Source organism: Geomonas azotofigens (genome assembly GCF_018919395.1).
In the GTDB taxonomy this organism is placed as follows: domain Bacteria; phylum Desulfobacterota; class Desulfuromonadia; order Geobacterales; family Geobacteraceae; genus Geomonas; species Geomonas azotofigens.
This window is the reverse complement of record NZ_JAHLME010000004.1, coordinates 108,207-133,125: the sequence shown is the minus strand read 5'-3', so window position 1 is coordinate 133,125 and position 24,919 is coordinate 108,207. Positions and strand designations below refer to the sequence as shown.

Annotated in this window: 19 protein-coding genes and 1 pseudogene; 6 read left to right on the top strand and 14 right to left on the bottom strand. The window is 60.6% G+C overall.

Annotated features, from left to right (window positions below):
* Positions 1 to 328: 328 nt before the first annotated feature.
* From KOL99_RS14720 to KOL99_RS14685, 8 genes are all read right to left on the bottom strand, one after another.
* Positions 329 to 3,400, bottom strand: a complete 3,072-nt coding sequence (locus KOL99_RS14720) for a hybrid sensor histidine kinase/response regulator (protein ID WP_216511234.1) — start codon at positions 3,398 to 3,400, stop codon at positions 329 to 331.
* A gap of 119 nt (positions 3,401 to 3,519) precedes the next feature.
* Positions 3,520 to 4,011 (bottom strand): hypothetical protein, encoded by a 492-nt coding sequence (locus KOL99_RS14715; protein WP_216511233.1) that lies wholly within the window; start codon positions 4,009 to 4,011, stop codon positions 3,520 to 3,522.
* Positions 4,012 to 4,116: 105 nt separating this feature from the next.
* Positions 4,117 to 4,863: a carboxymuconolactone decarboxylase family protein gene (locus KOL99_RS14710; protein ID WP_216511232.1), complete on the bottom strand. Its 747-nt coding sequence runs from the start codon at positions 4,861 to 4,863 to the stop codon at positions 4,117 to 4,119.
* A 10-nt stretch (positions 4,864 to 4,873) separates the two neighbouring features.
* Positions 4,874 to 5,281 (bottom strand): cupin domain-containing protein, encoded by a 408-nt coding sequence (locus KOL99_RS14705; RefSeq protein ID WP_216511231.1) that lies wholly within the window; start codon positions 5,279 to 5,281, stop codon positions 4,874 to 4,876.
* Between the two features lie 244 nt (positions 5,282 to 5,525).
* The gene (locus KOL99_RS14700; RefSeq protein WP_216511230.1) at positions 5,526 to 6,137 is read right to left on the bottom strand and encodes a flavodoxin family protein; all 612 of its coding nucleotides are present in this window, start codon (positions 6,135 to 6,137) and stop codon (positions 5,526 to 5,528) included.
* Positions 6,138 to 6,159: 22 nt separating this feature from the next.
* Positions 6,160 to 7,347 (bottom strand): iron-containing alcohol dehydrogenase, encoded by a 1,188-nt coding sequence (locus KOL99_RS14695; RefSeq protein WP_216511229.1) that lies wholly within the window; start codon positions 7,345 to 7,347, stop codon positions 6,160 to 6,162.
* 75 nt (positions 7,348 to 7,422) lie between these two features.
* On the bottom strand, positions 7,423 to 8,250 hold the full coding sequence (locus tag KOL99_RS14690) for an SDR family oxidoreductase (RefSeq protein WP_216511228.1): 828 nt from the start codon (positions 8,248 to 8,250) through the stop codon (positions 7,423 to 7,425).
* A 37-nt stretch (positions 8,251 to 8,287) separates the two neighbouring features.
* On the bottom strand, positions 8,288 to 9,268 hold the full coding sequence (locus KOL99_RS14685) for an aldo/keto reductase (protein WP_216511227.1): 981 nt from the start codon (positions 9,266 to 9,268) through the stop codon (positions 8,288 to 8,290).
* Positions 9,269 to 9,672: 404 nt separating this feature from the next.
* On the opposite strand from KOL99_RS14685, the gene KOL99_RS14680 reads away from it, so the two are divergent.
* From KOL99_RS14680 to KOL99_RS14670, 3 genes are read left to right on the top strand one after another with little or no spacing between them, the layout of a single operon-like run.
* Entirely contained in the window at positions 9,673 to 10,266 is a 594-nt protein-coding gene (locus KOL99_RS14680; RefSeq protein ID WP_216511226.1) for a TetR/AcrR family transcriptional regulator, read from the top strand.
* A gap of 59 nt (positions 10,267 to 10,325) precedes the next feature.
* Complete coding sequence (locus KOL99_RS14675; RefSeq protein WP_216511225.1) at positions 10,326 to 11,093, top strand: 4Fe-4S binding protein; 768 nt, start codon at positions 10,326 to 10,328, stop codon at positions 11,091 to 11,093.
* Positions 11,094 to 11,148: 55 nt separating this feature from the next.
* The gene (locus KOL99_RS14670; protein ID WP_216511224.1) at positions 11,149 to 12,222 is read left to right on the top strand and encodes an NADH:flavin oxidoreductase; all 1,074 of its coding nucleotides are present in this window, start codon (positions 11,149 to 11,151) and stop codon (positions 12,220 to 12,222) included.
* 60 nt (positions 12,223 to 12,282) lie between these two features.
* On the opposite strand, the pseudogene KOL99_RS14665 reads toward KOL99_RS14670, so the two are convergent.
* A pseudogene (locus KOL99_RS14665) lies at positions 12,283 to 12,705 on the bottom strand (helix-turn-helix domain-containing protein); the annotation flags it as partial.
* Between the two features lie 321 nt (positions 12,706 to 13,026).
* Between KOL99_RS14665 and lexA the strand changes: the two are divergent.
* The 3 genes from lexA (at position 13,027) to KOL99_RS14650 (ending at position 18,181) form a co-directional block, all read left to right on the top strand.
* Positions 13,027 to 13,680: a transcriptional repressor LexA gene (lexA, locus tag KOL99_RS14660; RefSeq protein ID WP_216511223.1), complete on the top strand. Its 654-nt coding sequence runs from the start codon at positions 13,027 to 13,029 to the stop codon at positions 13,678 to 13,680.
* On the top strand, positions 13,656 to 14,906 hold the full coding sequence (locus KOL99_RS21920) for a DNA polymerase Y family protein (protein ID WP_216511222.1): 1,251 nt from the start codon (positions 13,656 to 13,658) through the stop codon (positions 14,904 to 14,906). Before lexA ends, KOL99_RS21920 begins: the two co-directional genes overlap by 25 nt.
* Before the next feature lie 170 nt (positions 14,907 to 15,076).
* Positions 15,077 to 18,181: a DNA polymerase III subunit alpha gene (locus KOL99_RS14650; RefSeq protein ID WP_216511221.1), complete on the top strand. Its 3,105-nt coding sequence runs from the start codon at positions 15,077 to 15,079 to the stop codon at positions 18,179 to 18,181.
* On the opposite strand, the gene KOL99_RS14645 is transcribed toward KOL99_RS14650, so the two are convergent.
* From KOL99_RS14645 to KOL99_RS14625, 5 genes are all read right to left on the bottom strand, one after another.
* Positions 18,147 to 20,312, bottom strand: a complete 2,166-nt coding sequence (locus tag KOL99_RS14645) for a sensor histidine kinase (RefSeq protein ID WP_236026260.1) — start codon at positions 20,310 to 20,312, stop codon at positions 18,147 to 18,149. The genes KOL99_RS14650 and KOL99_RS14645 overlap by 35 nt on opposite strands.
* Positions 20,313 to 20,496: 184 nt before the next feature.
* A complete protein-coding gene (gene ftsZ, locus KOL99_RS14640) occupies positions 20,497 to 21,651 on the bottom strand; it encodes a cell division protein FtsZ (RefSeq protein ID WP_216511220.1) in 1,155 nt (384 codons plus the stop codon).
* Between the two features lie 111 nt (positions 21,652 to 21,762).
* A complete protein-coding gene (gene ftsA, locus KOL99_RS14635) occupies positions 21,763 to 23,001 on the bottom strand; it encodes a cell division protein FtsA (RefSeq protein WP_183345316.1) in 1,239 nt (412 codons plus the stop codon).
* A 15-nt stretch (positions 23,002 to 23,016) separates the two neighbouring features.
* Positions 23,017 to 23,841 (bottom strand): cell division protein FtsQ/DivIB, encoded by an 825-nt coding sequence (locus KOL99_RS14630; protein ID WP_216511219.1) that lies wholly within the window; start codon positions 23,839 to 23,841, stop codon positions 23,017 to 23,019.
* A gap of 120 nt (positions 23,842 to 23,961) precedes the next feature.
* On the bottom strand, positions 23,962 to 24,879 hold the full coding sequence (locus tag KOL99_RS14625) for a D-alanine--D-alanine ligase (RefSeq protein ID WP_216511218.1): 918 nt from the start codon (positions 24,877 to 24,879) through the stop codon (positions 23,962 to 23,964).
* Positions 24,880 to 24,919: the final 40 nt, after the last annotated feature.

Genomic DNA, 24,919 nt, shown 5'->3' with positions numbered 1-24,919 from the left:
CCTCCATAATTTGCTTATTCTAATCAACCGGGTTATATACCACTCTTTAAGGTTTAATCAAATCGCTGGGGACCGAAAACGGCCGCGCGGAAAGGAGCAGATATGGAGGACACCGTGATGCCGTTCAATGGGGAAGGAACCGCTCTTAGGAAACATGTAAGAAAGGAGCGGCGCGCCCTTGAGGGGTCTGCCGCCCCGATGAAAGGCGGGCACATCTATTACTTCTGAGGATGAGACAGCGTGCTTTGGTCAAGGACCCGGGAGGGAGGGTCCTGATCCTGAAATTCCCGGGACGCAGCCCTTGCGCGCACCGGTTAGACGCCGCAGCCTAACGCTGCGACGGGAGCAGCGTGCTGATCATGCTTCTTAACGTTGAGAACTTGTAAGGCTTCTGGATGAAGCCGGTCAGCCCCTTGCCGGCGAAGCGCTGGGTTACCTCCTGTTCGTTGTAGCCGCTGGACATGATCACCTTCACCTCAGGGTCAAGCAGGCGCAGTTCCCGGAAGGTCTGCTCCCCGTCCAGGTGTGGCATGGTGAGGTCGAGGAGCACGGCTGAAATCCGACCACGGTTTTCCTTGAAAACCTCCACGGCCTCCCTGCCGTCCAGCGCGGTGAGGACCTCGAAACCGAGCTCCTTCAACATCTCACTACCGATCCCGATCACCGTCTCCTCGTCGTCCACCAGGAGCACGGTTCCGGTCCCTTTCCAGCTGTCTTCCTGCTTAGCGCTGCAATCCAGAAACTCCTTAAACCGCTCCCCTGCGGGGAGGAGCACCTTGAAGGTAGTCCCCTGTCCCAGTTCGCTGTAGACCTTGATGGCCCCCTTGTGCCCCCGTACTATCCCCAGCACGGCCGCCATCCCCAGGCCGCGTCCGGTAAACTTGGTGGTGAAAAACGGATCGAAGATCTTCGCCACGGTCTCCTTGTCCATGCCGCAGCCGGTGTCGGCGATCTCGAACCAGACGTAGAGTCCTTCCGGTATCTGCTCATTGAGCCAAAAGCTGTTCAGATACCGCCGGTCGCACTGCATGCATCCAGTGCTGACCGCGATGACGCCGCTCTTTTCTCCTATCGCCTCCGAGGCGTTTATCACCAGGTTCATGATGATCTGGCGCAATTGGGTCGCATCGGCATCCACCAAGGGAAGTGCAGCGGCAAGGTTGAAGCGCAGCACGCAGTGCTTCGAGATCGAGATCTCCAGCATTTTGGTCATCTCTTCGACCAGGCGGTTCAGCTCGATCGGCTCCACGAGGAATTTCCCCTTCCCCGAATAGGCCAGCATCTGCTTGGCGAGATCGGCGGCACGCGTGGCCGCCAGTTCCACTTGATGCAGGTTCTCGCGCACCGGCGACTCACGGTTTAGGCGCAGCAGAGCGAGGTCCGTATGCCCAATGATGGAGGTCAAGAGGTTGTTGAAATCATGGGCGATCCCCCCGGCGAGAACACCAAGGCTCTCAAGCTTCTGGGCATGCAAGAGCTGCTTCTCCAGGTTCAAGCGCTCCTCTTCGCTGCGCTTACGCTCCGTTATGTCCATGAAGTCGACGGCAAGCGTGTTGGCGCCGCTGCAGTACATCTGCACGCTGAAGCTGCCCTTGATGACGCCGTCGTCAAAGTTGCGCTCGAACGACTGCTGCCCCAGCTCGCCCTTTGCCACCTTGAGGCAGAGCTCAGGCAGGTCGGTACCCGCCAAAAAGGGAAACGCCTCGTCGATCGTCTTACCCACCAGTTCGTGGTGGGAGATCCCTAACATCTTGTCGGCACTGGGGTTGCCACCGATGAATACCAGTGCGCCGGTTGGCTCCAGTCGATAGAAATGCATCGCCAGCGGGGAGGACTCCACGATGCTGCGGAAATTCTCCTCGCTTTGACGCAGTGCCTCTTCCATCGCCTTGCGCTCCGAGATGTCGCGCGCAATGCCGCAGTTACGCTCGACGTTCCCGTGTCGTACGTAGTTGGCGCTCACCTCCACGGGAAAGAGCCGCCCGTCCTTGGCGCGGTGGGTGGATTCAAAACAGGCCGTCCGTACCTCGCGCAACACCTGAAACTGTTCTTGTAGTCGCTCCGAGCTTTCCCCCGGGTCGATGTCGGGAACGGTCATGCCGAGCAACTCGTCGCGGGAGTAGCCCAGTTTACGGCAGGCCGCTTCGTTGACGTCGACGAGACGGCCATCCGGTGCGGCCCAGAATATGGCGTCGGATACGGCGTTTACGGTGACCCGGGTGAACTGCAGCATCTCTTCGGCCAGCACCCGTTCCGTGATATCCGAAGCGGCGCCGTAGAGGATCAGTTCGTCATCGCCTGCTCCACGCTCGCAGCGGCAGGAGTCTGATATCCAGCGCACGCTCTGGTCTTTGGCGATGATCCGGAAGGTGAGTTTCCTGGTATCGCCTGGATGCAGGCTCTCCAGCGCCGTCGCGATCGACTCCCGGTCCTCGGGGTGGACCAAGGGCATCCAGCACCCCAGTTGGCACACCTCATCGATGCTGTAACCAGATATGCTGCCAAGCGCCCCGCCAATCCACTGGATCCGGTAGGGAGTGCCGAGTTTGCGCGAGCACCTGTGCACGTAGTCCGAGGTGAGGTTTGAGAACTGGCGGTAATTCTCCTCGCTTATCGCCAGCGCCTCCTGTACCGCTTTGCGCTCTTCGATTTCGTCATGGAGCGCTTGCGTTCCCGCCCGCACCTTCTGGCGTAAGTTCACGTTGAACAGGTAGAGCAATGCAAGGATTACCACCACGGACAACGAGAAGGTGGCGGCGACCAGTGCGGCCAAAAGATCGTCGTCGATGGGAATCCTTATCGATTCGATGGCGCGAATGACGCCGGCCTTCTCGTTGAACCCGCCTTCACCCGGGTAGAGCGCCTGCAGTCCGCTCGGGGCATCATCGCGCTTGCCGTGACAGCGCAGGCAGGCGTTGTTGGTTTCCAGGAAGGGTTTGGCATAGATAAGCTGTCGATGGCCGTTCACGGAGACCACCTTGCTGTATTCCTTGAGGTTACGGTTGGAATTGAACAGCTTGATCAACGCCGCTTCCTGCTCATCGGCCCGGTTCACGGGGTTGCGCGGGTTGTTCGACGCGAGCTTGTAATAGACGGGAGGGAGACCGTCCTTGACCCGTGCCTCGTTAAAGAAGTCGTGCATGACGCGCGTGATGAAAGAGGAAGAAAGGATCTCCGGTGCGTAGAAATCCTGATCGATAAGTCCGTTTTCGCGCGCCTTGTAGTAGGTAGGGTGCATGACGCGCTGGATATAGGCATGAAAGCCGCGGTGGGAGAGCATGATGCTGCGGAGATTCTCCTCGGCCTTGTGCACCACGAATGTGGAAACCGCGGTATAGGTCAGCCCGCAGATCACCGATGCCAGTGCAAGGGTGATTGCCACTTGCCGAAACAGTTTCATGGTTCCCCCGCCTACTGTACTGGAGTGGAAGCCTGCGGATCTCTACAGGTTGGCGCATTCTACACTTGTTTTCGCGAGAATCCAAGTATGGTTGTTCCACCAATTATAGACCCAGCGGTTCACTCCTCGGCCTCGCCGGGGAGCCTGACCACAACGATGTGTATGACCGTGTCCCATGCGTTGTGGAGACCGATCAGCAGCAGGGCGAGGGCACCGGCTGCGGTTGCGAAGAGCGCGGTACAGGGGTAGGTCCACAGGAGTAACGCAGCGATTGCAATGGTCACATACGCAATGCCGGGAAGCAGCGCATACCATATCCAATCCTCCCTCTCCGGTTGGTAGTAGGTTTGGCTGCGTGCCCGACGGATGACTGTGGCTTTGTAAACGAGTCCAGCCAAACCGAACAGGGCAAGCACAATTCCCACAGAGCATAGAGACGGCCACGGAGCGCTCATTATCGCGGAGACCAGCAGGGCGCTTCCCAACTGAACCACGGTGGGGGTCGCGAAGGCGCTGAGGGTTTCCGACGGGACGGATCGGCGCAGATTGGCAATCAGGGTAATCACCACGAACTGGATAGCGATGACCGCTGCCGCAGCAGAACCGACCATGACATAGAAGCTCTGCCAGGCTGAAAGTAACGGAGTACAAGTCTGACTCATTGTGTTCGCCCTCTCTCGGAGTATTCAGTTTACGTGGATGGTCTCACCTGTTCGCTATCCGACTTCATTTAGGCAGCGCAAAGCATTAAGGGCGCGGGGATACCCGACGTAGGGGATGAGCTGGGTGATGACCTCCAGCAGGAGTTCCTTACCGTTGCCGATGTTCATGTTTCCCTGGATGTGTCCTTTCAACTGCGGCTCGCACCCGCCGAGTGACAGCAGCATCGAGAAGGTGAGGAGCTCCCGCGTGTTGATGTCGAGCCCGCCCCTGGCGACATAATCGCCGAAACAGTTCGCCGACAAGAACTCCTGAATGTGGCGCTGCCCTTCTGGCGCCTGCAGGTACATCGTCTCGATGGCCTCTCCGAAGATCTCCTTCTGGAGCGCCAGCCCTCGGTCGAATCGCGTCTCGGGCGACGTGGTCGACTGGCCCTCCAGCGGCAGCGGTATTCCCCTGCTTTGCAGGATCTCGTTAGTCGCCAAGAGAACGTCGAAAACCTTCGCGATCCCCACGTAGGGCACCGCCTGGTACACGATTTCCTTCACCTCGACGGGTGTGACCCCGATGTTAAGGGCGCCGCCGACCATCACCCGGTATTCCCCCAAAGCCTGGCTTGCGATCATCGATGCCAGGATGATCATCAGGCGCCTCCTGGAGTCGAGGCTCCCGTGGCTGAGCACCTCGTCGAAGGCGAAGTTGTCGAACACCTCGATCAGTTCCGGGTCGGTGACCTTCAGGGTCGACTGGTGATTTGGAAAGAGTTCCTCATGGTTTTTTTCTGCAGTCTCGCTGATAGCCATATGATCCTCGTTAACTCAATTTGTTGTATTCGACGTCCGCTACCGGCTCCAGCCAGGTTGCTGGTCCCTTTTCGGGGTGGACCTCGATGGCAAGGTGCACGAACCAGCTATCTTTGGCCGCGCCATGCCAGTGTTTGACGTCGGCCGGGATTTCGACCACGTCTCCGGCACCTAGCTCCCTGGCCGGCTTGCCCCACTCCTGGTAATAGCCACGCCCCCCTGTCACCAGCAGGATCTGGCCACCGGCGTGCTTGTGCCAATTGTTGCGGCATCCGGGCTCGAAGGTCACGTTACCGATGGGGAGGGCCGAATTGAACGGAGTCAGCATATTAAGCCATACCGTGCCTTTGAATTTGTCACTGTCCAGTTTTTCTCCGACGGGGAAAATCACACTCTTACTCAAATCGTCTTTGCTCATGCCTTGCTCCTTTTCTTTAACGGCCTGACGTATCAGGCATGTCTCTCTCCCTGTTTCAGCGCCCCACCCGCTGCTGCAGATGGGGAGGATACCTATCGCCATGCACAGAACCTGCTGCTTGTCAGTGCGCCCAAGCTCAAACCCGAACTTGGTGGCGATCACCACCTGCCCCCGGAGAGGCGCGAGGGCCTCCCCCACGATCCTGCAGGACGCGGTCATAGGCGCTGCGGCTTTTGGCGCGTATTTAATGAAGTTCAACGGCAACTTTGGGAAAGGGGTCGGCCGACGCCAGGCCCTTGCCGAGCCATGCGATGGTCCGCCCCAGATGCTCCATGTTGTGCAGAGCCTCCTCATCACCTCGCACTTCCTCTTTGAGACACCCCACACCCAGGTTCCAGTACAGGGAGCCGGGGACGATCATCGAGGAGGTGAGGAACATATGGTTGATGGTGTCGAAGACGTGGGTCGCACCGCCGCGGCGGACCGCCACGACCGCAGCCCCGATCTTGCCGCTGAAAGCGCCGCCGTTTGCCAGCGCTACAAAGCCGGCCCGATCGATCAGTGCCTTCAGCTCCGAAGTGACATCGGCAAAGTAGGTCGGCGAGCCGAGGATAATAGCGTCGGCGGCGAACATCTTTTCGATATACTCGTTCATGGCGTCGCTCTCGATGGCGCACTTGCCGTTTTGCCGTTCGACGCACTGCATGCAGGCTACGCAGCCCCGCAGCGGTTTCCCGCCTATCCGCAGGTACTCGGTGTCCCAACCGGCGGCCTCCAGCGGTTCGAGGGTTTTCTTAAGAAGGATTTCCGTATTGCCGCCCGGCCTTGGGCTGCCGTTTATCGCAATTGCTTTCATTCTATTGTCCTCTGGCTTGTTTTTAAAATGCCATCCGCATGATCTGAAGCGCCTCGTCCTTACCAATGGAGGTCAAGATGCCCAGTTTCCCGTTTTCCACAGCTTTCTCTGCCATGACTTCCAGGTCATCTTCCTTGACGCCCGCCTCGCGCAAGTTCGCCGGCATCTTGATCGCTGAGTAAAAGGCTTCCAGCCTCTTAACACCTTCTTCCGCCGCTTTGGCATCGTCCCCCTCACGGACCTCCATGACATTTCTAGCAAATCTGGCGAAGACCGGCAGGTGCTCAGGAGCGGAAGCCATGGTGTGACGCATCCAGGAAGGCGTCAGCAACGCAAGGGTCACTCCATGGGTCATGTCGTACTTGCTGGAAAGTTCGTGCCCCATGCCGTGCAGCGGGAAGGGGAATCCCGGCTTACCGAGCACAAACTGGAATCCGGCCAAGGCCATGGAACTGGCCCACATGATGTTGGCACGAGCGTCGTAGTCCTTAGGGTCGGCCAGAATTTTCGGGGCCTCCTCCAGCACCGCCTTCATGACCCCCTCGTTCATGCGGTCCTGAACGGTGGTGGCGACGTCCGGGGTAAAGTACTGCTCCATCAGATGGCAGAGGATGTCCGCTACGCCGGCCATGGAGTGATATTCCGGGACGGTGTAGGTGTACTCGGGATCGAGGATCGAGAACTTGGGATTGAGAAGAGGGTGCAGGACCACTTTTTTCTTATGGTCGTTGCCGACGGTGATGACACCCCCCATGTCCAGTTCCGAGCCGGTTCCGGCCATGGTCAGAATGGTCGCCAGGGGAGCTACGGCAGCGATCTTGGATGAGATACCTGATTCATCGACAAAGAGATCGGTCACCGGGCCGTCATATTTCACGCCGGCTGCAATGGCCTTACAGGCGTCCAGTGTCGATCCGCCTCCCACCGCCAGGATGAAATCGCAGCGGTTTGCACGATAGATTTCGATCCCTTCTTCCACGCTTTCAATCCGCGGGTTCGGCTGAATCCCGCTCAACTCCACATGGGCGAGACCGGCTTTGCGAAACTGCTGGAGGATCGCCTCGTAGATGCCGTTTTGCCTGATGCTCCCGCCGCCATACGCCAACAGCACCTTTGAGCCACCATGGGTCTTGATGGTCTCGCCGAGGATCTCAATTTGCCCTTTTCCGAAGTAAGCGGTGGTGGGAATGCTGAAAATGAAATTGTTCACTTTGGTTCTCCTGAAAGTTTTTTTAGATGCAGTAATGAAGATGTCGTTCGGTTGCGAGGGCAGCGAGCCCTGCGCTCACTTCGGCGCCAGATCGCCGAACCAGTAAGAGGCCGTGACCCCGCCGTCCATCAGGAAATCGCTACCGGTGATGAAGGTCCCGTCCGGCCCCATCAGCAGAGCAGCAACCGCCCCCACCTCATCCGGGGTTCCGGCACGCCCGGCCGGAGAGAGCTCGATCATGCGGCGGTAGCCCTCGCCACGCGGACCGGTGAGTTCGTCATTAGCAAGAGGAGTGATAATGATGCCCGGGCTTATCGTGTTGACCCGTGCGCCACGCTTGCCCCACCGCACGGCCTCAGCCATGACCCGCAGCGAGTTGCCGCGCTTGGAAATCTGGTAGGCGTGGAGGGGGTCAGTCACCTGGTCCGGCTGGAGCATCGGCAAAGCGAGCAGTTCCTCGGTAGGGGTTGTCGCCAACGCCTTGTCCTGCTCGGGAGTCAGAGCCGGGAGGCGGTGACCGGACTGGGAAGCGATTACCACCCCTGCTCCGCCAGGCACGATCACGTTGCCGAATTCCTCGAGCACCAGCGCCGTGCCGTACAGATCAACCTTGAGGATGGTAGCCGGTGCTGCTTGAGAGGGGGAAACACCAGCGGCATGAATGACACCGGAGACGGGGCCGATCGCGGTGGCCGTCTCGACCAGGGTGTGAACCGAGTCACGCGAGGATACATCGACGATTGCCGTGCTCACCTTGTATCCGGCATCGCCGAGGACCTTCGCAGCCGCCTCGACATTATCCCGGCGCAGATCGGCCAGCAGGACGTGCTTGCCGACGCTGACCCGTCGCGCTATAGCCTGACCGATCGATCCGGCACCGATAACTACGATTACGTTGCTCATAACTAGCTCCTATCAAATGCTTTGCGAGACTCCTCTGCTATTCCTCCGAAAGGGACAGCAGTTCTTTGGAGAGTCGGTCTCCCTGGATGGCGATCACCGCAAGCCGCCTCTCGATCTCTTGCAGGTCGGTCGGCGTCAGCTCCAGTGAGGCGGATTTTATGTTGTCCTCGATGTATTCGAGTTTATCCATGCCCGGAATGGGTACGATGAACGGCTTTTGTGCCAGCAGCCATGCCAGGGCGATTTGCACCGTAGAAACCCCTTTGCCGCGGGCAATGTCATTTAGCATTTCCACCAGGGGCATGTTGGCTTTCATCGCTTCCCGTGTGAAGCGGGGGAAGGTGGCCCGCAGGTCGGTCGCACTGTCGAACTCGGTGTCGGGGGTGATGGCACCGGTCAGAAAGCCAGTGCCGAGGGGCCCCCAGGGGACGAAGCCAATCCCCAACTCCTCGCACACCGGCAACACCTCGGCTTCCGGCTCCCGGGTCCAGATGGAATACTGATTCTGCACTGCGGCCACCGGCTGCACCGCGTGAGCGCGGCGAATCGTGTCGGCTCCTGCCTCGGAAAGACCGAAATGCCTGACCTTCCCTGCGTCGATCAGCTCCTTTACTGCCCCGGCCACATCCTCGATCGGCACGTTCGGGTCGACCCGGTGTTGGTAGAACAGGTCGATGTAGTCTGTCCTCAGCCTTTTCAACGAAGCATCCGCGACCTTTTTGATGTGTTCAGGACGGCTGTTGAGTCCGCCATCCTCGGAAATCATGCCGAACTTGGTGGCGAGGATTACTTCCTTGCGGAATGGCTCAAGCGCATGGCCGACCAGTTCCTCGTTGGTGAAAGGGCCGTACGCCTCCGCGGTGTCAAAGAAGGTGATGCCTTGCTCATAGCCGGCCCGGATCACCTCGACCCCTTCGCTTATGTCGACCGCTTTGCCGGTACCGAAGCTCAAGTTCATGCAACCCATGCCGATGGCCGATACCTCCAAACCGCTGTTCCCCAATTTTCGCTTTTTCATACTGTCCTCCGTTTACTGTTTGCAGGAGCGTGCTGGTGATTGAATCGTACACCCGTGCAATAAAAGGAGGTAGTTAGATCCTGTCTTATTTTTGCCTGATCGTCTGGATATACAAAAAAGTGGTGTATCGGGACAAGGGGGCGCCACGGCAACGGATAGGAGGTGTGTTGTGGGCAAACAACTAAATATCCACGAGAGCGCTGGTGCAGGCATGGATACCACTGCCGGTGGGCGGGGAAATGATATTTGCTCATTGGACCGGGGAGGGAAAAGAAAATCCGGTCCATCGGCTAGACCTAAAGGGCGGTGATTGCTGTTTCTTGAGGTGATGTGTGAGGCACAGTCAAACCGCCCTGAGGAAAACTTCTTGACACATTAGACTGACCGGTCTAAAGTCCGATGCCATGAAACGAATTCACAACAAAGATGACATCGTCCAGGTCGGGCTCGACCTCGTGCTAAGCAAGGGGTTTAGTGCTACCGGTGTTGAGACGATTCTGAAGCAGGCGAAGATCCCAAAGGGTTCTTTTTACAACTTCTTCTCCAGCAAAGAAGAATTCGGCCTTGCCATTATCGATAAATTTGTCGAGGACAGGATGGAAGTCCTCTATCCCATTTTGGCCGACGACTCTTTACCACCGCTGGAACGTGTCAAAAAGAGCTTCGAAACCATCATCGCCATATTTGAAAGTAATGATTGCTCCAAGGGGTGCTTGCTTGGCAACCTGGGCCTGGAGATGTCCGACCATTTCGAGAACGTTCGGCAACGCCTTGAGCAATCTCTGCAAAACTGGACAAAGGGGTTGTCAGAATTACTCCTGCAAGCACAGGATGCGCATACCATTCCCGCAGAAATAAACGTTGAAATGCTGGCGGAAAACCTGATTTCGTCATTCCAGGGAGCACTGCTTCGCTCAAAGGTGAAAAAGTCCGCACAGCCATTAAAAGATTTCATCCACTTATATTTCAATGTCTTTCTCTCTCAGCGAGAAGGATAATAAGTTTTTTTTGCGCCCACCACTACATAGACCGGTCTAAATAGTTGAGAGGAGTAGAGATGAAAGAACGCATACGCGATTTAGCCCTTGGGTGGGGTGTAGATGATGTTGGGTTCGCATCGGTCTGTGACTATCGCAGTCCCAACTCTCCTTCAATTGAGTCTCTATTCCCCGGCGCCAGATCCATGATCGTCATGGCGTTTCGGGAACTCGCGGCATGTGAAAGCCCAAGTCCGCAGATGGCAATGAGCGCCAGGCTCGATCTCATGGAATTTTCCCGTTCCGCCTGTTACCGTATGGGCCGCTTTGTGGAAGGTACGCTCGGCAGCCCCGCAATGACCGTTCCAGTCGGATATCCGATGGATTTCAACACCCCCGGAAAGATCGGAGTAGGTGAAGTGTCGTTGCGTCATGCCGCTGTCGCCGCGGGACTAGGCACCTTTGGCCGCCACAATTTGGTTGTTCATCCTCGCTTCGGGACCAGGGTGATTTTCACGGCAATACTTACCAAACTTGAACTTGCGCCGGATGTGCCCGTGGAAATCAATTCCTGCACCGACTGCGGACTGTGCGTGAGCAACTGCCCTGCAGGTGCACTCAACGATGCGGGAAAGACTGATGTGCGGAAATGTCTAGGAAAGAGTCAGCCATTCGGAATGGGGGCCAATATCGCTTTCTGGTCCCGCTATGGTGATGCGACCCGCGACGAGCAGAAGGCGATGCTCCAAAGTCCGGAGTACTTAAGCCTGTACCAGGCAGGTTCCATTGGCTATCAATATTACTGCTTTCGCTGCTTCTCGGTGTGCCCGATTGGCCTCAGAAATTAAACGCCAGGTTCATGTGCCGGCAAAGTTAACGGAACAATGAACCCAGGAGGGAAAAATGAAGACTCTGTTCGACCCGATCACCATTGCCGGAATGAAGCTGAAGAACCGTTTTTTTCGCTCAGCCACCTACGACGGATTCTCCGACGACAAGGGGCACCCCACTGCAAGACTCTACAAGACTTACGAGGATCTCGCTAAGGGGGGGGTGGGGACCATCATCACCGGTCTCACCTCGGTGAGCGATGCGGAGCAGTTGGAAAGCGGCCAGATGTCCTTCCGCGACGATTCTTTCATCGCCGAGTACCGGACCATGACGGACGCGGTGCACAACCACGGAGCCGCAATTATCCTCCAACTCGCCTTTTTGGGGTCACAGTGCTACTCCCCTGCAGGGGACAAAAAAATTTGGGGTCCCAGTGCCGTCAAAGATGTTGCCTTTGAGAAAACGCCACGGGAAATGAGCCGGGAGGAGATCGCCCGCATGCAGGAGGACTTCGCAACGGGGGCCCTGAGAGCGAAGCAGGCCGGATTCGACGGGGTTCAGCTGCACATGGCGCACGGGTATCTGCTGAGCCGGTTCCTGACTCCCTACTACAACCGCCGCAGCGACGAATACGGCGGCTCCATCGAGAACAGGGGGCGGGCGCTCTTCGAAACCTACTGCGCGGTACGCGAAAAGGTGGGACCGGCGTACCCAGTACTGATCAAGATCAACAGCGAAGACTTTATTGAACAGGGGATGACCTTCGATGAGTGCCGGTTTGTCTGCAGAAGGCTCGTCGAACTGGGGATAGACGCCATTGAGGTCAGCGGAGGATATGCGGCGTCACCGCCGAGCGCGGGTCCCTGCCGAAAGGAAGAGGGGTACTTTGGCTCGTCTGCCGAGCACCTCGCACAGGAGCTCCCGGTTCCGGTGATCGCGGTTGGGGGAAACCGCGACTTCGACGCCATGACCGAATTTATCCAGCGCACGGGGGTCACCGCAGTATCCCTGTCCCGGCCGCTGATCCGCGAGCCCAACCTGGTTGAACGCTGGCAAGGAGGAGACCGCCGTCGCGCGCTTTGCATTTCCTGCAACAGATGTTTCAAGCCGAATGGGACCGCTTGCGTGTTCAACGCGGAAGCATAGAGACTTGCTGAGTCTGCTGCTCTACAGGTACAAAAGACGCATCGGCTCCCGCTGAATTTCTCAGGCTGCGGCAGATGTCTGCCGCAGCCTGTTGATGTCCCTCAAGGGAGGTGCACCAAAGAGACGGCCGTACTCGCGGCAGAACTGGGAAGCACTCTCGTACCCCACGTTGAAAGCTGCCGTTGTAGCATCGAGGCGCTCAGCCAGCATCAGGCGCCGGGCCTCGTTCAGGCGCAGCATTTTCTGGTACTGCAGCGGGCTCATGGCGGTCAGGGTCCGGAAATGATGGTGGAATGTCGAGGTGCTCATGTTGACCTTGTTCGCCAGATCTTCGATCCGCAGAGGGTTGCTGAAATTGCCCTTTAGCCAATCAATGGCACGCGCTATTTGACTGCTCTGGCTGCCGGTAGATGCTATCTGGCGCAGCCGTTCTCCCTGGTCCCCCGTCAGGAGGCGGTAGATGATCTCCCGCTGGATGACTGGATGCGATCCGGAAATGGCTCGGGCTCCCGCGTCCGTAAAGCGTTGAACTGCCGTATCCAACCTCTTATGAGCTTTCTTCCCGCGCTCTGTTGCCGCTGACACATTTCACTCCTTCCCAGTCGCGTCGACTCGTACGGAGTTTCATCCTCTCCTACTATCTACCATCTACCATCTGCTCTTCCTCCTCCCCCCCCTCCTCCTCCTGCTGGCCTTCGGCTGCCCCTTGACTTACGACAAACTTGCGAGTATCCTCCCATTCCTGATCGAGGGGCAATCGTCCCTCAAAGAGGTTGATATAAGTGCAATGGGATGGAGGTGGGGATGACACCTAAACAGAAGAGGGTGCTTGATTTCATTCTGGATTTCGTGAGTCGCCACGGGTACCAGCCTTCGCAGTTGGAAATCGCGCAGGGGTGCGGCTTCGAGTCGCTGGGAACGGTGCAGCATTACCTCCGCTCGCTGGAGCGACACGGGCACCTGGCGCGCCGCTCGAACGCGAAACGAGGATTGCAACTGTCGGCTCCGGCGCATCCGGCGGCGGAAATCGCCGGATCGGCCATTGCGCCGTCGGAACGGATGGAACTGCCGCTGGTCGGGATCGTGGCGGCGGGGCAACCGGTGCACGCCTACGAACTGGCGGACGCCATCGAGGTTCCCTCGGCCATGGCGGGACCGGGAAACGTGGTCTACGAGGTGCGCGGGGATTCCATGGTGGAGATGGGGATCATGGACGGCGATTACGTGGCGGTGCATCCGCAGGCGGTCGCGGAGAACGGCCAGACGGTGATCGCGGAGGTGAACGGCTCGATCACCATCAAGAAGTACCTGCGCAAGGGGAACACGATCCAGCTGCTGCCGGCCAACTCGGCCATGAGCCCTATCACGGTTACCGAAGAGGATGAGTTTCATATCAGGGGAGTGCTGGTGGGCTCCATGAGGTTTTATCGCAAGTGGACCGGGAAATCCTCCACATAACGGTGCCCGCCTTTCCCATCGCGCTGGCACGGGTGATCCATTCGCAGCTGCGCGGGCGCCCGGTCGCGGTGGCGCCGCTCAACTCGGAACGCGCGCTGCTGCAAGCGGTCTCGCCGGAAGCTGCCGCCGAAGGGGTGCATGTGGGGACGCCGATCTATCACGCGCGCAGGTCCTGTCCGTCGCTCATCGTCATCGCGCCGGATCCGCACCTGATGGCCAAGGGGAGTCAAGCCCTCATGGAGCTATCGGCGGAGTTTACTCCGATCGTGGAACTAGGAGCGGGGCGCGTTTTCCTGGACGTGACCGCGTCGAGAAGACTCTTCGGCCCGGCGCGCGACGTGGCGGCGCGCCTGGAGAAGTCGATAGCGGGTGAGTTGGGGCTGGAGGCCATGGCCGGCGCGGGTGGCAACAAGCTGGTGTCGCGGGTCGCGGCGGACACCATGCGGGAGCCGGGAGTATATGACGTCTTCCACGGCGCCGAGCGTCCTTTCCTGGCGCCGTTCCCGGTGTCGGTGTTGCCCGGCGTGGGGGAGTCGCGGCAGACGCTCCTCTTTCGCGATCTCAACCTGAAACTGGTGCAAGAGGTCGCGGCGCTCTCGGTACCGCAACTGCGGCTGGCCGTGGGGCCGTTCGCGCCCCTCTTGCACGACCGGGCCTGCGGCATCGACCGCTCTCCCGTGCAGCCGCCGCGCATGTCGACGGAGATCGTCGAGGAAGGGCTTTTGGAGCAGGAGGAGAACGACGACGCCATCTTGCTTTCGGAGCTGCTGCGGCTGGTGGAAGGATGCGGCCTGAGGTTGCGGCGTCTGCGCAAGGGGGCGCGCAAGATCACGCTCTCGGTGATGTACGCGGACGGGGTCAGTCAGCAGGGAAAGAAGGTATTGCCGGTGCCGGTCTCACTGGATCTGCCGCTGCTCGCGGCCGTGGAGGAGTTGTTCTTCGCCACCTGCAAGAGGCGTCAGCGGGTCAAGGGGTTGCGGCTCAGCTGCGACGAGGTGGCACAGGATGCGGGGCAGATGGATCTCTTCGCGGCCGAGCCGACGCAGGTGTCCAGGAAGGAGAGCGACCTGCAGGAGACGCTGGATCAGCTCAGGGATAAGCATGGCCGGAACGCGGTGCGCTGGGGGAAGGGACTGGCGGCGCGCCGGGAAGTGACCCTCGCCAGCGAGGCGCCGCCGAAATGGGATCCGGAGCAGAATAAGTACATGACCGTCACTAAAAACTAAGGCATTAACAGGGATAAAGGGGATAAAAGGGATAACGGCAAGAACCAGACGTCTGGTCAACACCTAACGGCCTAGTCCTTAAACCTCCCCCTCCCTGGCCCTCCCCCTCCGGGGGCGGAGCCCGTGTTCATCCCTTGTATCCCTTTTATCCCTGTCAATTAGGTTTCCTGATGTTCGTCCATCTCCACGTACATTCTTCCCTCTCCCCCAACTGGGGGGTGCTGCCGCCGGAGGCGCTTTGCGCGGAGGCGGTGCGGCTGGGGTTCGACACGCTCGCCATAACCGACCGCAACGGGCTCTACGGGGTGCCGCGGTTCCTCAACGCGGCGCGCGAGGCGGGGATCTCGCCCCTCATCGGCTGTGAGGCGGTGACGGAGCAAAACCGCGCGGTGCTCCTGGCTGCCGACCAGGAAGGGTACGCCAACATCTCGCGGCTTCTGTCCGACCTCCACTGCGACAAGTCGTTCGACCTCTGCCACGCGCTTTCCCGCTACCGGCACGGCGTGATCGTCTTGAGCGACGACCGGCGCCTGCTCTCGCACCTCAAGAGGACCTCCGCGGAGGGGCTCTTCGTGGAGCTGTCGCCGGGACACGACATGCACCGGGCACTGGCGGTATCGCGGGAACTCAGGCTGCCGGCGGTGGCGACGGCACGGGCACTGCTGCGCGCTGCGAAGGGGACTGGCTCCGCAGGTGCCTGTCCCCCTCACTCCAATGCTGCCGACGCCAACGCCATAGCCCAAGAGGGAAAGGGGACAGGCACCTGGCGGAGCCAGTCCCCTTTACTCAGCGACTTCCACTTGCACCGGGTGCTGCGGGCCATCGACCTCAACACGAAACTGTCACGGCTGACGCCGGAACAGACGGCTTCGGAATCGGACGCGCTCTACGACGCGGCGCAGATGGCGGAGTTCTTCCCGCACTGCCCGGAGGCGCTGACAAACTCACGGCGCATAGCTGAGATGTGCCGCAGGGAGTGGGATTTCTCCCGCACCATCTTCCCCGCCTTCCGCGGACTGGGCAACGACGACGCCTTCACGACGCTCAACCGCCGCGCCCGGGAAGGTGCGCTCTGGCGCTACGGCTCGATCGCCCCCAACGTGGAGGCGCGCCTGCAAAAGGAACTGGCCATCATCCGCGACAAGGGGTTCGCCCACTACTTCCTGGTGGTGGAGGAAATCACCAAGCAGTCCCAACGCACCTGCGGCCGGGGGAGCGCGGCGGCGTCCCTGGTCGCCTACTGCCTCGGCATCACCCACGTCGACCCCATCCGCCACAACCTCTTCTTCGAACGCTTCCTAAACGAGGGGCGCAGCGACCCGCCCGACATCGACGTGGACTTCCCGTGGGACGAGCGGGACGCCATCCTCGATTTCGCCTTCGCCCGCTACGGCGCCAGACGCGCCGCGATGGTGGCGAACCAGGTTGGGTTCAAGGGGAGATCGGCCCTGCGCGAGGTGGCCAAGGTGTACGGGCTGCCGGACTTCGAGATCAAGGAGATGACGGAGCGGATCTCGGGTTTCTGGCGGGCGGAGCAGACCGCGGCGGCGATGGCGGCGCACCCGCTGTTCCAGGGGGAAACGCTCTCGCCGGACTGGCAGGAGATCCTTGCCACGGCGCGCCGCCTGAACGGCCAGTTGCGCCACCTTTCGCTGCATTGCGGGGGGCTCGTCATCGTCCCCGACGAGATCCGCAGGTACGTCCCGGTGGAGATTTCGCACAAGGGGCTGCCGCTGATCCAGTGGGAAAAGGACCAGGCCGAGGACGCGGGGCTCGTGAAGATCGACATCCTGGGCAACCGCTCGCTGGCCGTCATCCGCGACGCGATGGCGGCGGTGCAGGAGCAAAAGGGGATAGAGATCGACTACGCGAGCTGGCGCCCGCTTGAGGACGACAGGACGCAGAGCCTGATGCGCCGCGGCCTCACCATCGGCTGCTTCTACCTGGAATCCCCCTCGGTGCGCCTGCTCTTGCGAAAGATCTGGAGTTCCACCGCGCCGGCGGAGACCTTCGCCATCGACCTCTTCGAGGTGCTGGTGCAGGCCTCCTCGATCATCCGGCCGGCCGCGAACTGCTTCATCCAGGAATACATCGCCCGCATGCAGGGAAAGAAATGGGCGCACCTGCACCCGCTCCTGGAGCCGGTCCTGGGGGAGACGCTGGGGATCGCCATTTACCAGGAGCAGATCACCCAGATCGCCATGGAGCTCGCGGGCTTCTCGGCAAGCGAGGGGGACCAGCTCAGGAAGGTGATCACCAAGAAGCACCGGGGCAAGCGGCTGGAGGACTTCCGCGCCAAGTTCATGGCGGGAGGGAAGGAGCGCGGCGTCACCGGTCCGGTGCTGGACGCGATCTGGGACCAGATCCTATCGTTCGCCGGTTATTCCTTCTGCAAGCCGCATTCGGCGAGTTACGCACTGTTGAGCGCCAAGGCCGCCTACATGAAGGCGAACCACCCCGCCCAGTTCATCGCCGCGGTCATCTCCAACCAGGGTGGCTACTACTCCCCCTTCGCCTACATCTCGGAGGGGCGAAGGCTCGGGCTCGCCATCCTGCCGCCGGACGTCAACGAGAGCGACTACCACTACACCGGCTTCGAGAAAACGCTGCGCATCGGATTGATGCAGATCGACGGGCTGACCCGGGAGGGGGCGCAGCGCCTTCTCAAGGAGCGCCGCGAGCACGGGGCGTTCACGTCGTTTCGGGACTTCCTGCGCCGGGCTAACGTGCAGCGGGCGGATGCGGAGCGGCTCGTGAAGGCGGGATGCTTCGACGTCCTGGAGGGGGAACAGAGGCGGCCGGCGCTCTTGTGGGAACTGCTCCATTTCCAGCAGCAGGCGACGGCGCTCCTCTTCGAGCAGAACACCGAGCTCCCCACGCCGCCCCCCTACGACGCGGAAACGGTGTTGCGGCAGGAGGTGGAGGCGCTGGGTTTTCTCGCCTCCCGGCACCCGCTCGCCCTGTACAAGGCCCAGTGGCAGCGGCACCGCCCCATCAAGGCTTCGGAGTTGATCACGCATTCGGGTCAGTGGGTGACCATGGTGGGATGGTGGATCACGACCAAGACGGTGGAGGACAAGCACGGCCGCCCGATGGAATTCGTCTCCTTCGAGGACGTGACGGCGATCTTCGACGCCACCTTTTTCCCCGATGTCTACGCGCGCTTTTGCCGTAAGCTCTCGCAGCGCCGCCCCTACCTGTTGAAGGGGGTGGTCGAGGAGGAGTTCGGCGTGGCGACGCTCAGGGTGAAGTGGGTCGGCTTTCTGGACGGCTGAACACGGTGACCGCCGGGGCCCCGGTGTCGGCGTGTCTCAGTTCGGGAACTCCCGCCGCGGCCGCGCCGGTGAGGAGCGGGAGGTAGACGTTGAGGGTGGTCCCGATGCCGGGGGTGCTGTCGATTTCCACGTACCCTTCGTGCTGCTTGACGATGCCGTAGACGATGGCCAGCCCCAGCCCGCTCCCCTTGCCGACCTCCTTGGTGGTGAAGAACGGTTCCAGCACGTGGGCCTTGGTCGCCTCGTCGATGCCGGTGCCGGTATCGGTCACCGAGATCACCGCGTAGCTCCCCTGCCTCCCATACCCGCGCTGGTCGATCCACTCCTCGTTCATCTCCATCAAGCTGGTGCAGATGGTGAGGGTCCCCCCTTCCGGCATGGCGTCGCGTGCGTTGTTGACAAGGTTCGTGATGACTTGGTCGATCTGCCCGGAGTCCGCCACGACCGCCAGCTTCTCCGGCCACAGCTCGATGTGCAGCGTAATCTTCGCCGTTACGAGCCGGCTCAGGAGCTTGCGCAGGTGGTCGACCACCTGGTTCAGGTTGACGGGCTCTGGATGGTTGACCTGTTTCCTGCTGAAGGCGAGCAAGCCCTGGGTGAGCGAAGCGGCCCGCTCCGCCGCGTTCAGCACCTGTTCCAGGTACTCCTGGGCCGGGTCGTCTTTTTTCAGCTTCATCTGGGCCAGCGCGACGAACCCCATCATGCCGGTCAGCAGGTTGTTGAAGTCGTGCGCGATGCCTCCCGCCAGTACGCCGACGGATTCCATCTTCTGGGACTGCCGGATCTGCTCGGACATGCGCCGCTCCCGCTCGAGGTGGATGGCGTTACGCAGGCTCATGCCGATGACCGGTGCGATCCCGGTCAGGAGACTCAGGTCGCTCTGCATCAGCGGGCGCTGCGTTTTCTTGTTGTCGACGGCCAGGATCCCCAGCACCTCGCCATCGCAGGCGATGGGGCAACAGATGAAGGAGCGCGCCTCCAGTTCCTGCGACAACACCACGCTGCGCGGCGTGTGCAGGTGGGCCACATCGGCGAAGTCGCTCACGAACCGGCTCTGGTTGTCACGGAAGCAGGTGACGAAAACGCCCTGGGTGTCGGGAGCGGTCAGGTCGAAGGAGGTTTGGAGAAGCGCATCGCGTTGCTCGTCGGTATACCCGTAGCCGGTGCTCAAGGTGAGACGCGACTTCCTGGCGTCGGCCAGCATGATGACGCAACGGTCGTAACCGAGCCGCTTCTCGATCACCTTGATCACGTTGCCCAGCACGTCGCTGATGCCCGCCTGCTTGCTGAGCGCCTGGCCGACCTCGTTGACCATGCGCGCGTTGTTGTAGTTGACCCCCATCTGCGCGAGCACCTGCTCGGTCGACTCCTTCACCTGGGCGAGTGCGGTGACGAATTCCCGGGTTTCCAGCCGCTGTGCCAGGTAGGAACTCCCCAGGGCGAAAAAGGCGAGGGAGGTGAGGACTTCCACGAGGTGCCCCACCTGCCAGAAATGCTGCGACAGCGCGTAGGCGACGAGCGCGATGGGGATGAGCCGGTTCCTCGCGCTGCGCACCGTGGCGTAGAGCGTCTTCTTCCAGGAGACGATGTAGCGGCAGCACTCGCCCCCCTGGAAGATGCACTCGTTGTGTTCGATGTCGGGGGACTGGTAGTTGAACAGCATTACCACCGCCTCGAAGAGGCCCATGCGGTTCTCGCACTGGTAGGGCTGTTCCTCAACACCCTCGTGCGGCACGACGGTAATCTCCACCTTGTTGTCGGCCAGCTTGGTCGCCGAGTAGGTTCCGGACCGGCTGAAGTTGCCGGAACACTTGCCGATGGCGAGCAGCGTGTTGGCCGGTCCGATCAGCCCGAACGTGTACTTCATCATCATGCCGTGGGCGGCCTCGGAGGCCGCGTAGCGCCCCCCTTCCCTGGAGATGTCCTTCCCAACCACCTGGGTCATACGGGCATGGAAGCGGTCCACCTGGCGCTGGGTCAGCCAGTGCCCCTCGTCGCTGAGCTCGTAAGGGGTTATCTCCGCGTAGCGCAGCAGTTCCGGCACGTCGACGTGCGGATACTTCTTGCGCAGGAGGCTCACGAAGATACTGATGATCTTGCTGTTGTAGAGTGGCTGATCGTCGATCGACAAGGGTAGCTCCGACTGTACGTGCGACAAAGGGCGACCTTACTTTAAAGGGCCATTGTGCACCTATCGGGTAAATCTGCGAATGCTTTAGGGATTGGTTGGAGATTAGGTGAGATTTGCTTTTAAAAGAAAAAGGCCCGGCTCCCTCGCGGGGCCGGGCCTTGTCGTTTCTTCTGTCTACTCGGTGTTAGTCGACCGACTTCCTGAGGAAGGTCGGGATATCGTACTGATCCTCGTCGTCCATCAGGAAACTGCGCTGCTGCCTGGAGACTTCACGCTCCTGCTTGGCGCGGATGTAGGTCGGAATCTCGCGGTTCACCTCGGGCTGCGGCTTGACCAGGGTGCTCACGTTCTTGATCTCGTGACGCCCCTTCTCGAGGTCGAAACGGTCGCCGAAGCCGGTGGCGATGGCGGTGACCTTGATGGTCTCACCGAGGTTCTCGTCGATGACCAGACCGACGATGATGTTGGCATCCTCGTGGACCTTCTCGTGGATCACCTTGCTCGCCGCGTCGAACTCGTCCATGGTCATGGAGGAGGAGCCGGAGATGTTGACCAGGACGCCCTTGGCGCCGGAGATGTCGATATCTTCCAGCAGCGGACTGGAGATGGCTTTCAGGGCCGCGTCAACGGCGCGGTTCTCGCCGTTGCCCAGACCGATGCCCATCATGGCCATGCCGCGCTCGCTCATGATCGACTTGACGTCGGCGAAGTCGACGTTGATCAGGCCGGACTGGGTGATCAGGTCGGAGATGCCCTGCACCGCCTGGCGCAGCACGTCGTCGGAAGGCTTGAAGGCGTCCAGGATGGACATGGACTTGCCGGCGAGACCCAGCAGCCTGTCGTTGGGGATCACGATCAGGGAGTCGACGTGCTTCTTGAGTTCCTTGATCCCGTCCTCACCCTTGGCCAGACGCTGACGCCCTTCGCGGGTGAACGGCTTGGTGACCACGCCCACGGTGAGCGCGCCCTGCTCGCGGGCGATCTCCGCGATGATCGGGGCGGCGCCGGTGCCGGTGCCGCCGCCCATGCCGGCGGCCACGAAGATCATGTCGGCGCCCTTCAGCGCCTCGACTACCTTGTCCTTGTCCTCCAAGGCTGCGTCGCGGCCGACGTTGGGGTTGGCGCCCGCACCGAGACCCTTGGTGAGCTGGGTTCCGATCTGTATCTTGACCGGCGCTTTCGACATCCTGAGCGCCTGTGCATCAGTATTGGCAACGATGAAATCGACCCCTGCGATGCCCACAGCCATCATGGTGTTGACCGCGTTCCCGCCGGAACCACCAACGCCTATCACCTTTATCTTCGCAGTCTGATCGATGCTTTCATCGAAATGGAACATGAACTACCCCCCTTATTATCGCGCCCCCCGGCGGCGGTAAAAATATTAGCCGGTTTTATACTACGTTTGCCCTGATAATGGAAGCCCTAAAACACTATATGTTGTGTTTTTTTAGAAGAACTCGCCAAACCAATCCTTCATCCTGCGGCTCACCCGACGGAAGACCGTCTCGTCACTTTGCTGGGTCGGGAACTCGTGCACGCCGACGTTCTTGGAGCCGTAGACCACAAGGCCCACACCGGTCGCGTAAACCGGCGAATTCACGACATCGGTGAGGCCGCCGATCCGCTGCGGCAGGCCGCGGCGCACCGGGAGGTTGAAGATCTGCTCGGCCAGTTCCGGCATCCCTTCCAGGATTGTGGAGCCGCCGGTGATCACGACGCCCGAGGCGATCATGTCCTCGAGGCCGCTCTTCACGATCTCGCGGTTGACCAGGGTGAAGATCTCCTCGACGCGCGGTTCGAGAATCTCGCACAGGAGCTGGCGGGAGAGGATGCGGGGCTTCCTGCCGCCCACGCTCGGGACCTCGATGGTCTCGTCCTTGCCGACCAGCGAGGAGAGGCAGCAGCCGTACTTCTGCTTGATGCGCTCGGCTTCGGCCATGGGGGTCCTGAGGCCGACGGCGATGTCGTTGGTGAGATGGTTGCCGCCCAGGGAGAGCACGGAGGTGTGCTTGATGGCGCCGTCCACGAAGATGGCGATGTCGGTGGTGCCGCCGCCGATGTCCACCAGCGCGACGCCCAGTTCCTTCTCGTCGGCGGAGAGCACGGCCTCGGAGGAGGAGAGCTGCTCGAGCACGATGTCGGCCACTTCCAGCCCGGCGCGGTTACAGGACTTGACGATGTTCTGGGCGCTGGCCACGGCGCCGGTGACGATGTGCACCTTGGCCTCCAGCCTGACGCCGCTCATCCCCAGCGGCTCGCGGATGCCGTCCTGGTCGTCGATGATGAATTCCTGGGGGAGGATGTGGATCACCTCGCGGTCCATCGGGATGGCGATGGCCTTGGCGGCCTCGATGACCCGTTTGACGTCCTCGGGGGAAACCTCGCGGTTCTTGATGGCGATGACACCCTGGGAGTTGAAGCCCTTGATGTGGCCGCCCGCGATACCGGCGTAGACCGACTTGATCTCGCAGCCGGCCATCAGCTCGGCCTCCTCGATCGCCTTCTTGATCGCGGAGACGGTGCTCTCGATGTTGATCACGACCCCTTTTCTGAGCCCCTTGGACGGGCTGGTGCCGATACCGACGATGTCGATACCGTCCTCGGTGACGTTGCCGACGATGGCGCAGATCTTGGTTGTGCCTATATCCAGGCCGACGATCAGGTTATCCCTTCTGGTTGCGGACATGCTCCCCCCCTTTTCCTACACTTTTTTCACTATGATTTTGTCGATGTAATCGAGGTCTATGTAATCCAACGCGTGCATCTGCGGTTTGAGGTCGCGGTAGATGTTGGACAGGCGCGCGAGCTTCTGGCTGAAGTCGCCGTTGCCCAGTTTCACCGGAACGCCCCCCTGCATGGTGAACAGGGTGAAGCCGTACCCCTTGCTGTAATGAATCTCCGAGATATCCGCCAGGCTGAACACGCTGCCGGACTTCAGGGTGCCGATCAGCTGCAGCGCGCTCTTCAGGGCTTCCTGGCTCCCCTTGGGGTCCTGGGCCAGGTCCTCCTCCGCAATGCCGGTGATGAGCGGGAAGTCGAGCCGGTCCCCCTCGGCAAGGGACTTGAACAGCACCCCTTTTTCATCGAGGTAGTAAAGGCAGCCGACGTTGGCCACGGCCTGCGGCGTCCTTTCCGAGGCGGTGATGGAAAGCGTGTGCGGGAAGTAGCGGCGCACCTGGACCTGTTCCAGCCAGGGGTTTTTGGCGAGTCGCGCCATGACCGTCTTCAGGTCGAGCCCCAGCATGGAGTCGCCGGGCCTCACCCCGGCAAGCGTGATCAGTTCGTCACGGGACACCTTCTTGAGCGGCGAGACCTCGATGGTTTCCAGACGGAGCAGCGTGGTGCGCGAGACAAGGTGGTACGCCTTCCAGCCGCCGAAACCGGCGACGGCGCATATGGCCGAGGCGCCTATTCCCCGGGAGAGCCACTTGAGGATGGGGCCCCAGTTGATGGGCTTACGCTCCTTGGGCGGCTTCTTGACCCTGTTGTGGGGCACCCTCTGTTTTTTGGCGTGCAGATCGCGCATGGCAGTTACCGTCTAGATTGAATTTCAATGCAACAAATAGCATCCGGCGATACATCAGGTTGAGGTTAAGGTTGAGGTTGAGACGCTATCTAAACCTTAACCTCAACCTTGACCTGTCTTTTAGATCTTGAGCGATGCGGCCAAAAGGATGCGCACCACCAGTTGATCGAAATCGATGTCCGAGCCGCGCGCGATCTCCGGCAGCAGGCTCAGGTCGGTCATGCCCGGCAGGGTGTTCACCTCGAGGAGGTAGCACTCGCCGGCCTCGTTGACCAGGAAGTCGACGCGGCTGTAGCAGTCGCAGCCAAGGGCGGCATGGGCCTTCTCGCCTTCCTTCAAGACCGCCTGGTACACGTTCTCCGGCAGGCGGGCGGGGAGGATGTGCTCGGCGCCGCCGTCGGTGTACTTCGCCTCGTAGTCGTAGAATTCGTTTTTCGGGACGATCTCTATCGCGCCCATGGCGCGGCCGTCGAGAATGCCGACCTGGACTTCCTTGCCGCTGATGAAGGCCTCGACCAGGATCTCGGAGTCGTAGCGGAAGGCCTCCGCCAGCGCCTTTTCCATCTGCCCGGGCTCTTTTACGATGCTGACGCCGACCGAGGACCCTTCCCTGGAGGGCTTCACCACCACCGGGAGGGGATTCTCAAGCTTCAGTTCCTCGCCGCGACGCAGCACCTGGTAGGGGGCGAGTTTCAATCCGGCGGCGGCGAACATCACCTTGGCGGCGATCTTGTCGATGGCGAGCGCCGAGGCGAGCACGCCGGAACCGGTATAGGGAATCGCCATCAGTTCCAGGAGCCCCTGGACCGAACCGTCTTCGCCGAAGCGGCCATGCAGGGCGATGAAGGCGAGTTCCACCTGCTCCTCGGCCAGGCGCTGGGCCAGGTCGCGCCCGACGTCGATGCCGACGGCGTTGAAGCCCTGGCGCGTGAGGGAGGCGAGCACGGCCTTGCCGCTGTTCAGGGACACCTCGCGCTCGGCGGAAAGCCCCCCCATCAGCACGGCGATCTTCTTGGTTTTCAGGTCCTCTACGGTCATCGTGTTACGTCCTTTTCTCGATGCTGCTGTCGTTGCTTTT

What these genes read in the sequence shown, in the direction of transcription:
- ftsA (WP_183345316.1), bottom strand. Translation starts at nt 23,001, where the DNA reads ATGTCCGCAACCAGAAGGGATAACCTGATCGTCGGCCTGGATATAGGC.
- KOL99_RS14690 (WP_216511228.1), bottom strand. Translation starts at nt 8,250, where the DNA reads ATGAGCAACGTAATCGTAGTTATCGGTGCCGGATCGATCGGTCAGGCT.
- KOL99_RS14705 (WP_216511231.1), bottom strand. Translation starts at nt 5,281, where the DNA reads ATGAGCAAAGACGATTTGAGTAAGAGTGTGATTTTCCCCGTCGGAGAA.
- KOL99_RS14650 (WP_216511221.1), top strand. Translation starts at nt 15,077, where the DNA reads ATGTTCGTCCATCTCCACGTACATTCTTCCCTCTCCCCCAACTGGGGG.
- KOL99_RS14685 (WP_216511227.1), bottom strand. Translation starts at nt 9,268, where the DNA reads ATGAAAAAGCGAAAATTGGGGAACAGCGGTTTGGAGGTATCGGCCATC.
- KOL99_RS14670 (WP_216511224.1), top strand. Translation starts at nt 11,149, where the DNA reads ATGAAGACTCTGTTCGACCCGATCACCATTGCCGGAATGAAGCTGAAG.
- KOL99_RS14675 (WP_216511225.1), top strand. Translation starts at nt 10,326, where the DNA reads ATGAAAGAACGCATACGCGATTTAGCCCTTGGGTGGGGTGTAGATGAT.
- KOL99_RS14625 (WP_216511218.1), bottom strand. Translation starts at nt 24,879, where the DNA reads ATGACCGTAGAGGACCTGAAAACCAAGAAGATCGCCGTGCTGATGGGG.
- KOL99_RS14630 (WP_216511219.1), bottom strand. Translation starts at nt 23,841, where the DNA reads ATGCGCGATCTGCACGCCAAAAAACAGAGGGTGCCCCACAACAGGGTC.
- KOL99_RS14720 (WP_216511234.1), bottom strand. Translation starts at nt 3,400, where the DNA reads ATGAAACTGTTTCGGCAAGTGGCAATCACCCTTGCACTGGCATCGGTG.
- KOL99_RS14680 (WP_216511226.1), top strand. Translation starts at nt 9,673, where the DNA reads ATGAAACGAATTCACAACAAAGATGACATCGTCCAGGTCGGGCTCGAC.
- KOL99_RS14710 (WP_216511232.1), bottom strand. Translation starts at nt 4,863, where the DNA reads ATGGCTATCAGCGAGACTGCAGAAAAAAACCATGAGGAACTCTTTCCA.
- KOL99_RS14700 (WP_216511230.1), bottom strand. Translation starts at nt 6,137, where the DNA reads ATGAAAGCAATTGCGATAAACGGCAGCCCAAGGCCGGGCGGCAATACG.
- lexA (WP_216511223.1), top strand. Translation starts at nt 13,027, where the DNA reads ATGACACCTAAACAGAAGAGGGTGCTTGATTTCATTCTGGATTTCGTG.
- KOL99_RS14715 (WP_216511233.1), bottom strand. Translation starts at nt 4,011, where the DNA reads ATGGTCGGTTCTGCTGCGGCAGCGGTCATCGCTATCCAGTTCGTGGTG.
- ftsZ (WP_216511220.1), bottom strand. Translation starts at nt 21,651, where the DNA reads ATGTTCCATTTCGATGAAAGCATCGATCAGACTGCGAAGATAAAGGTG.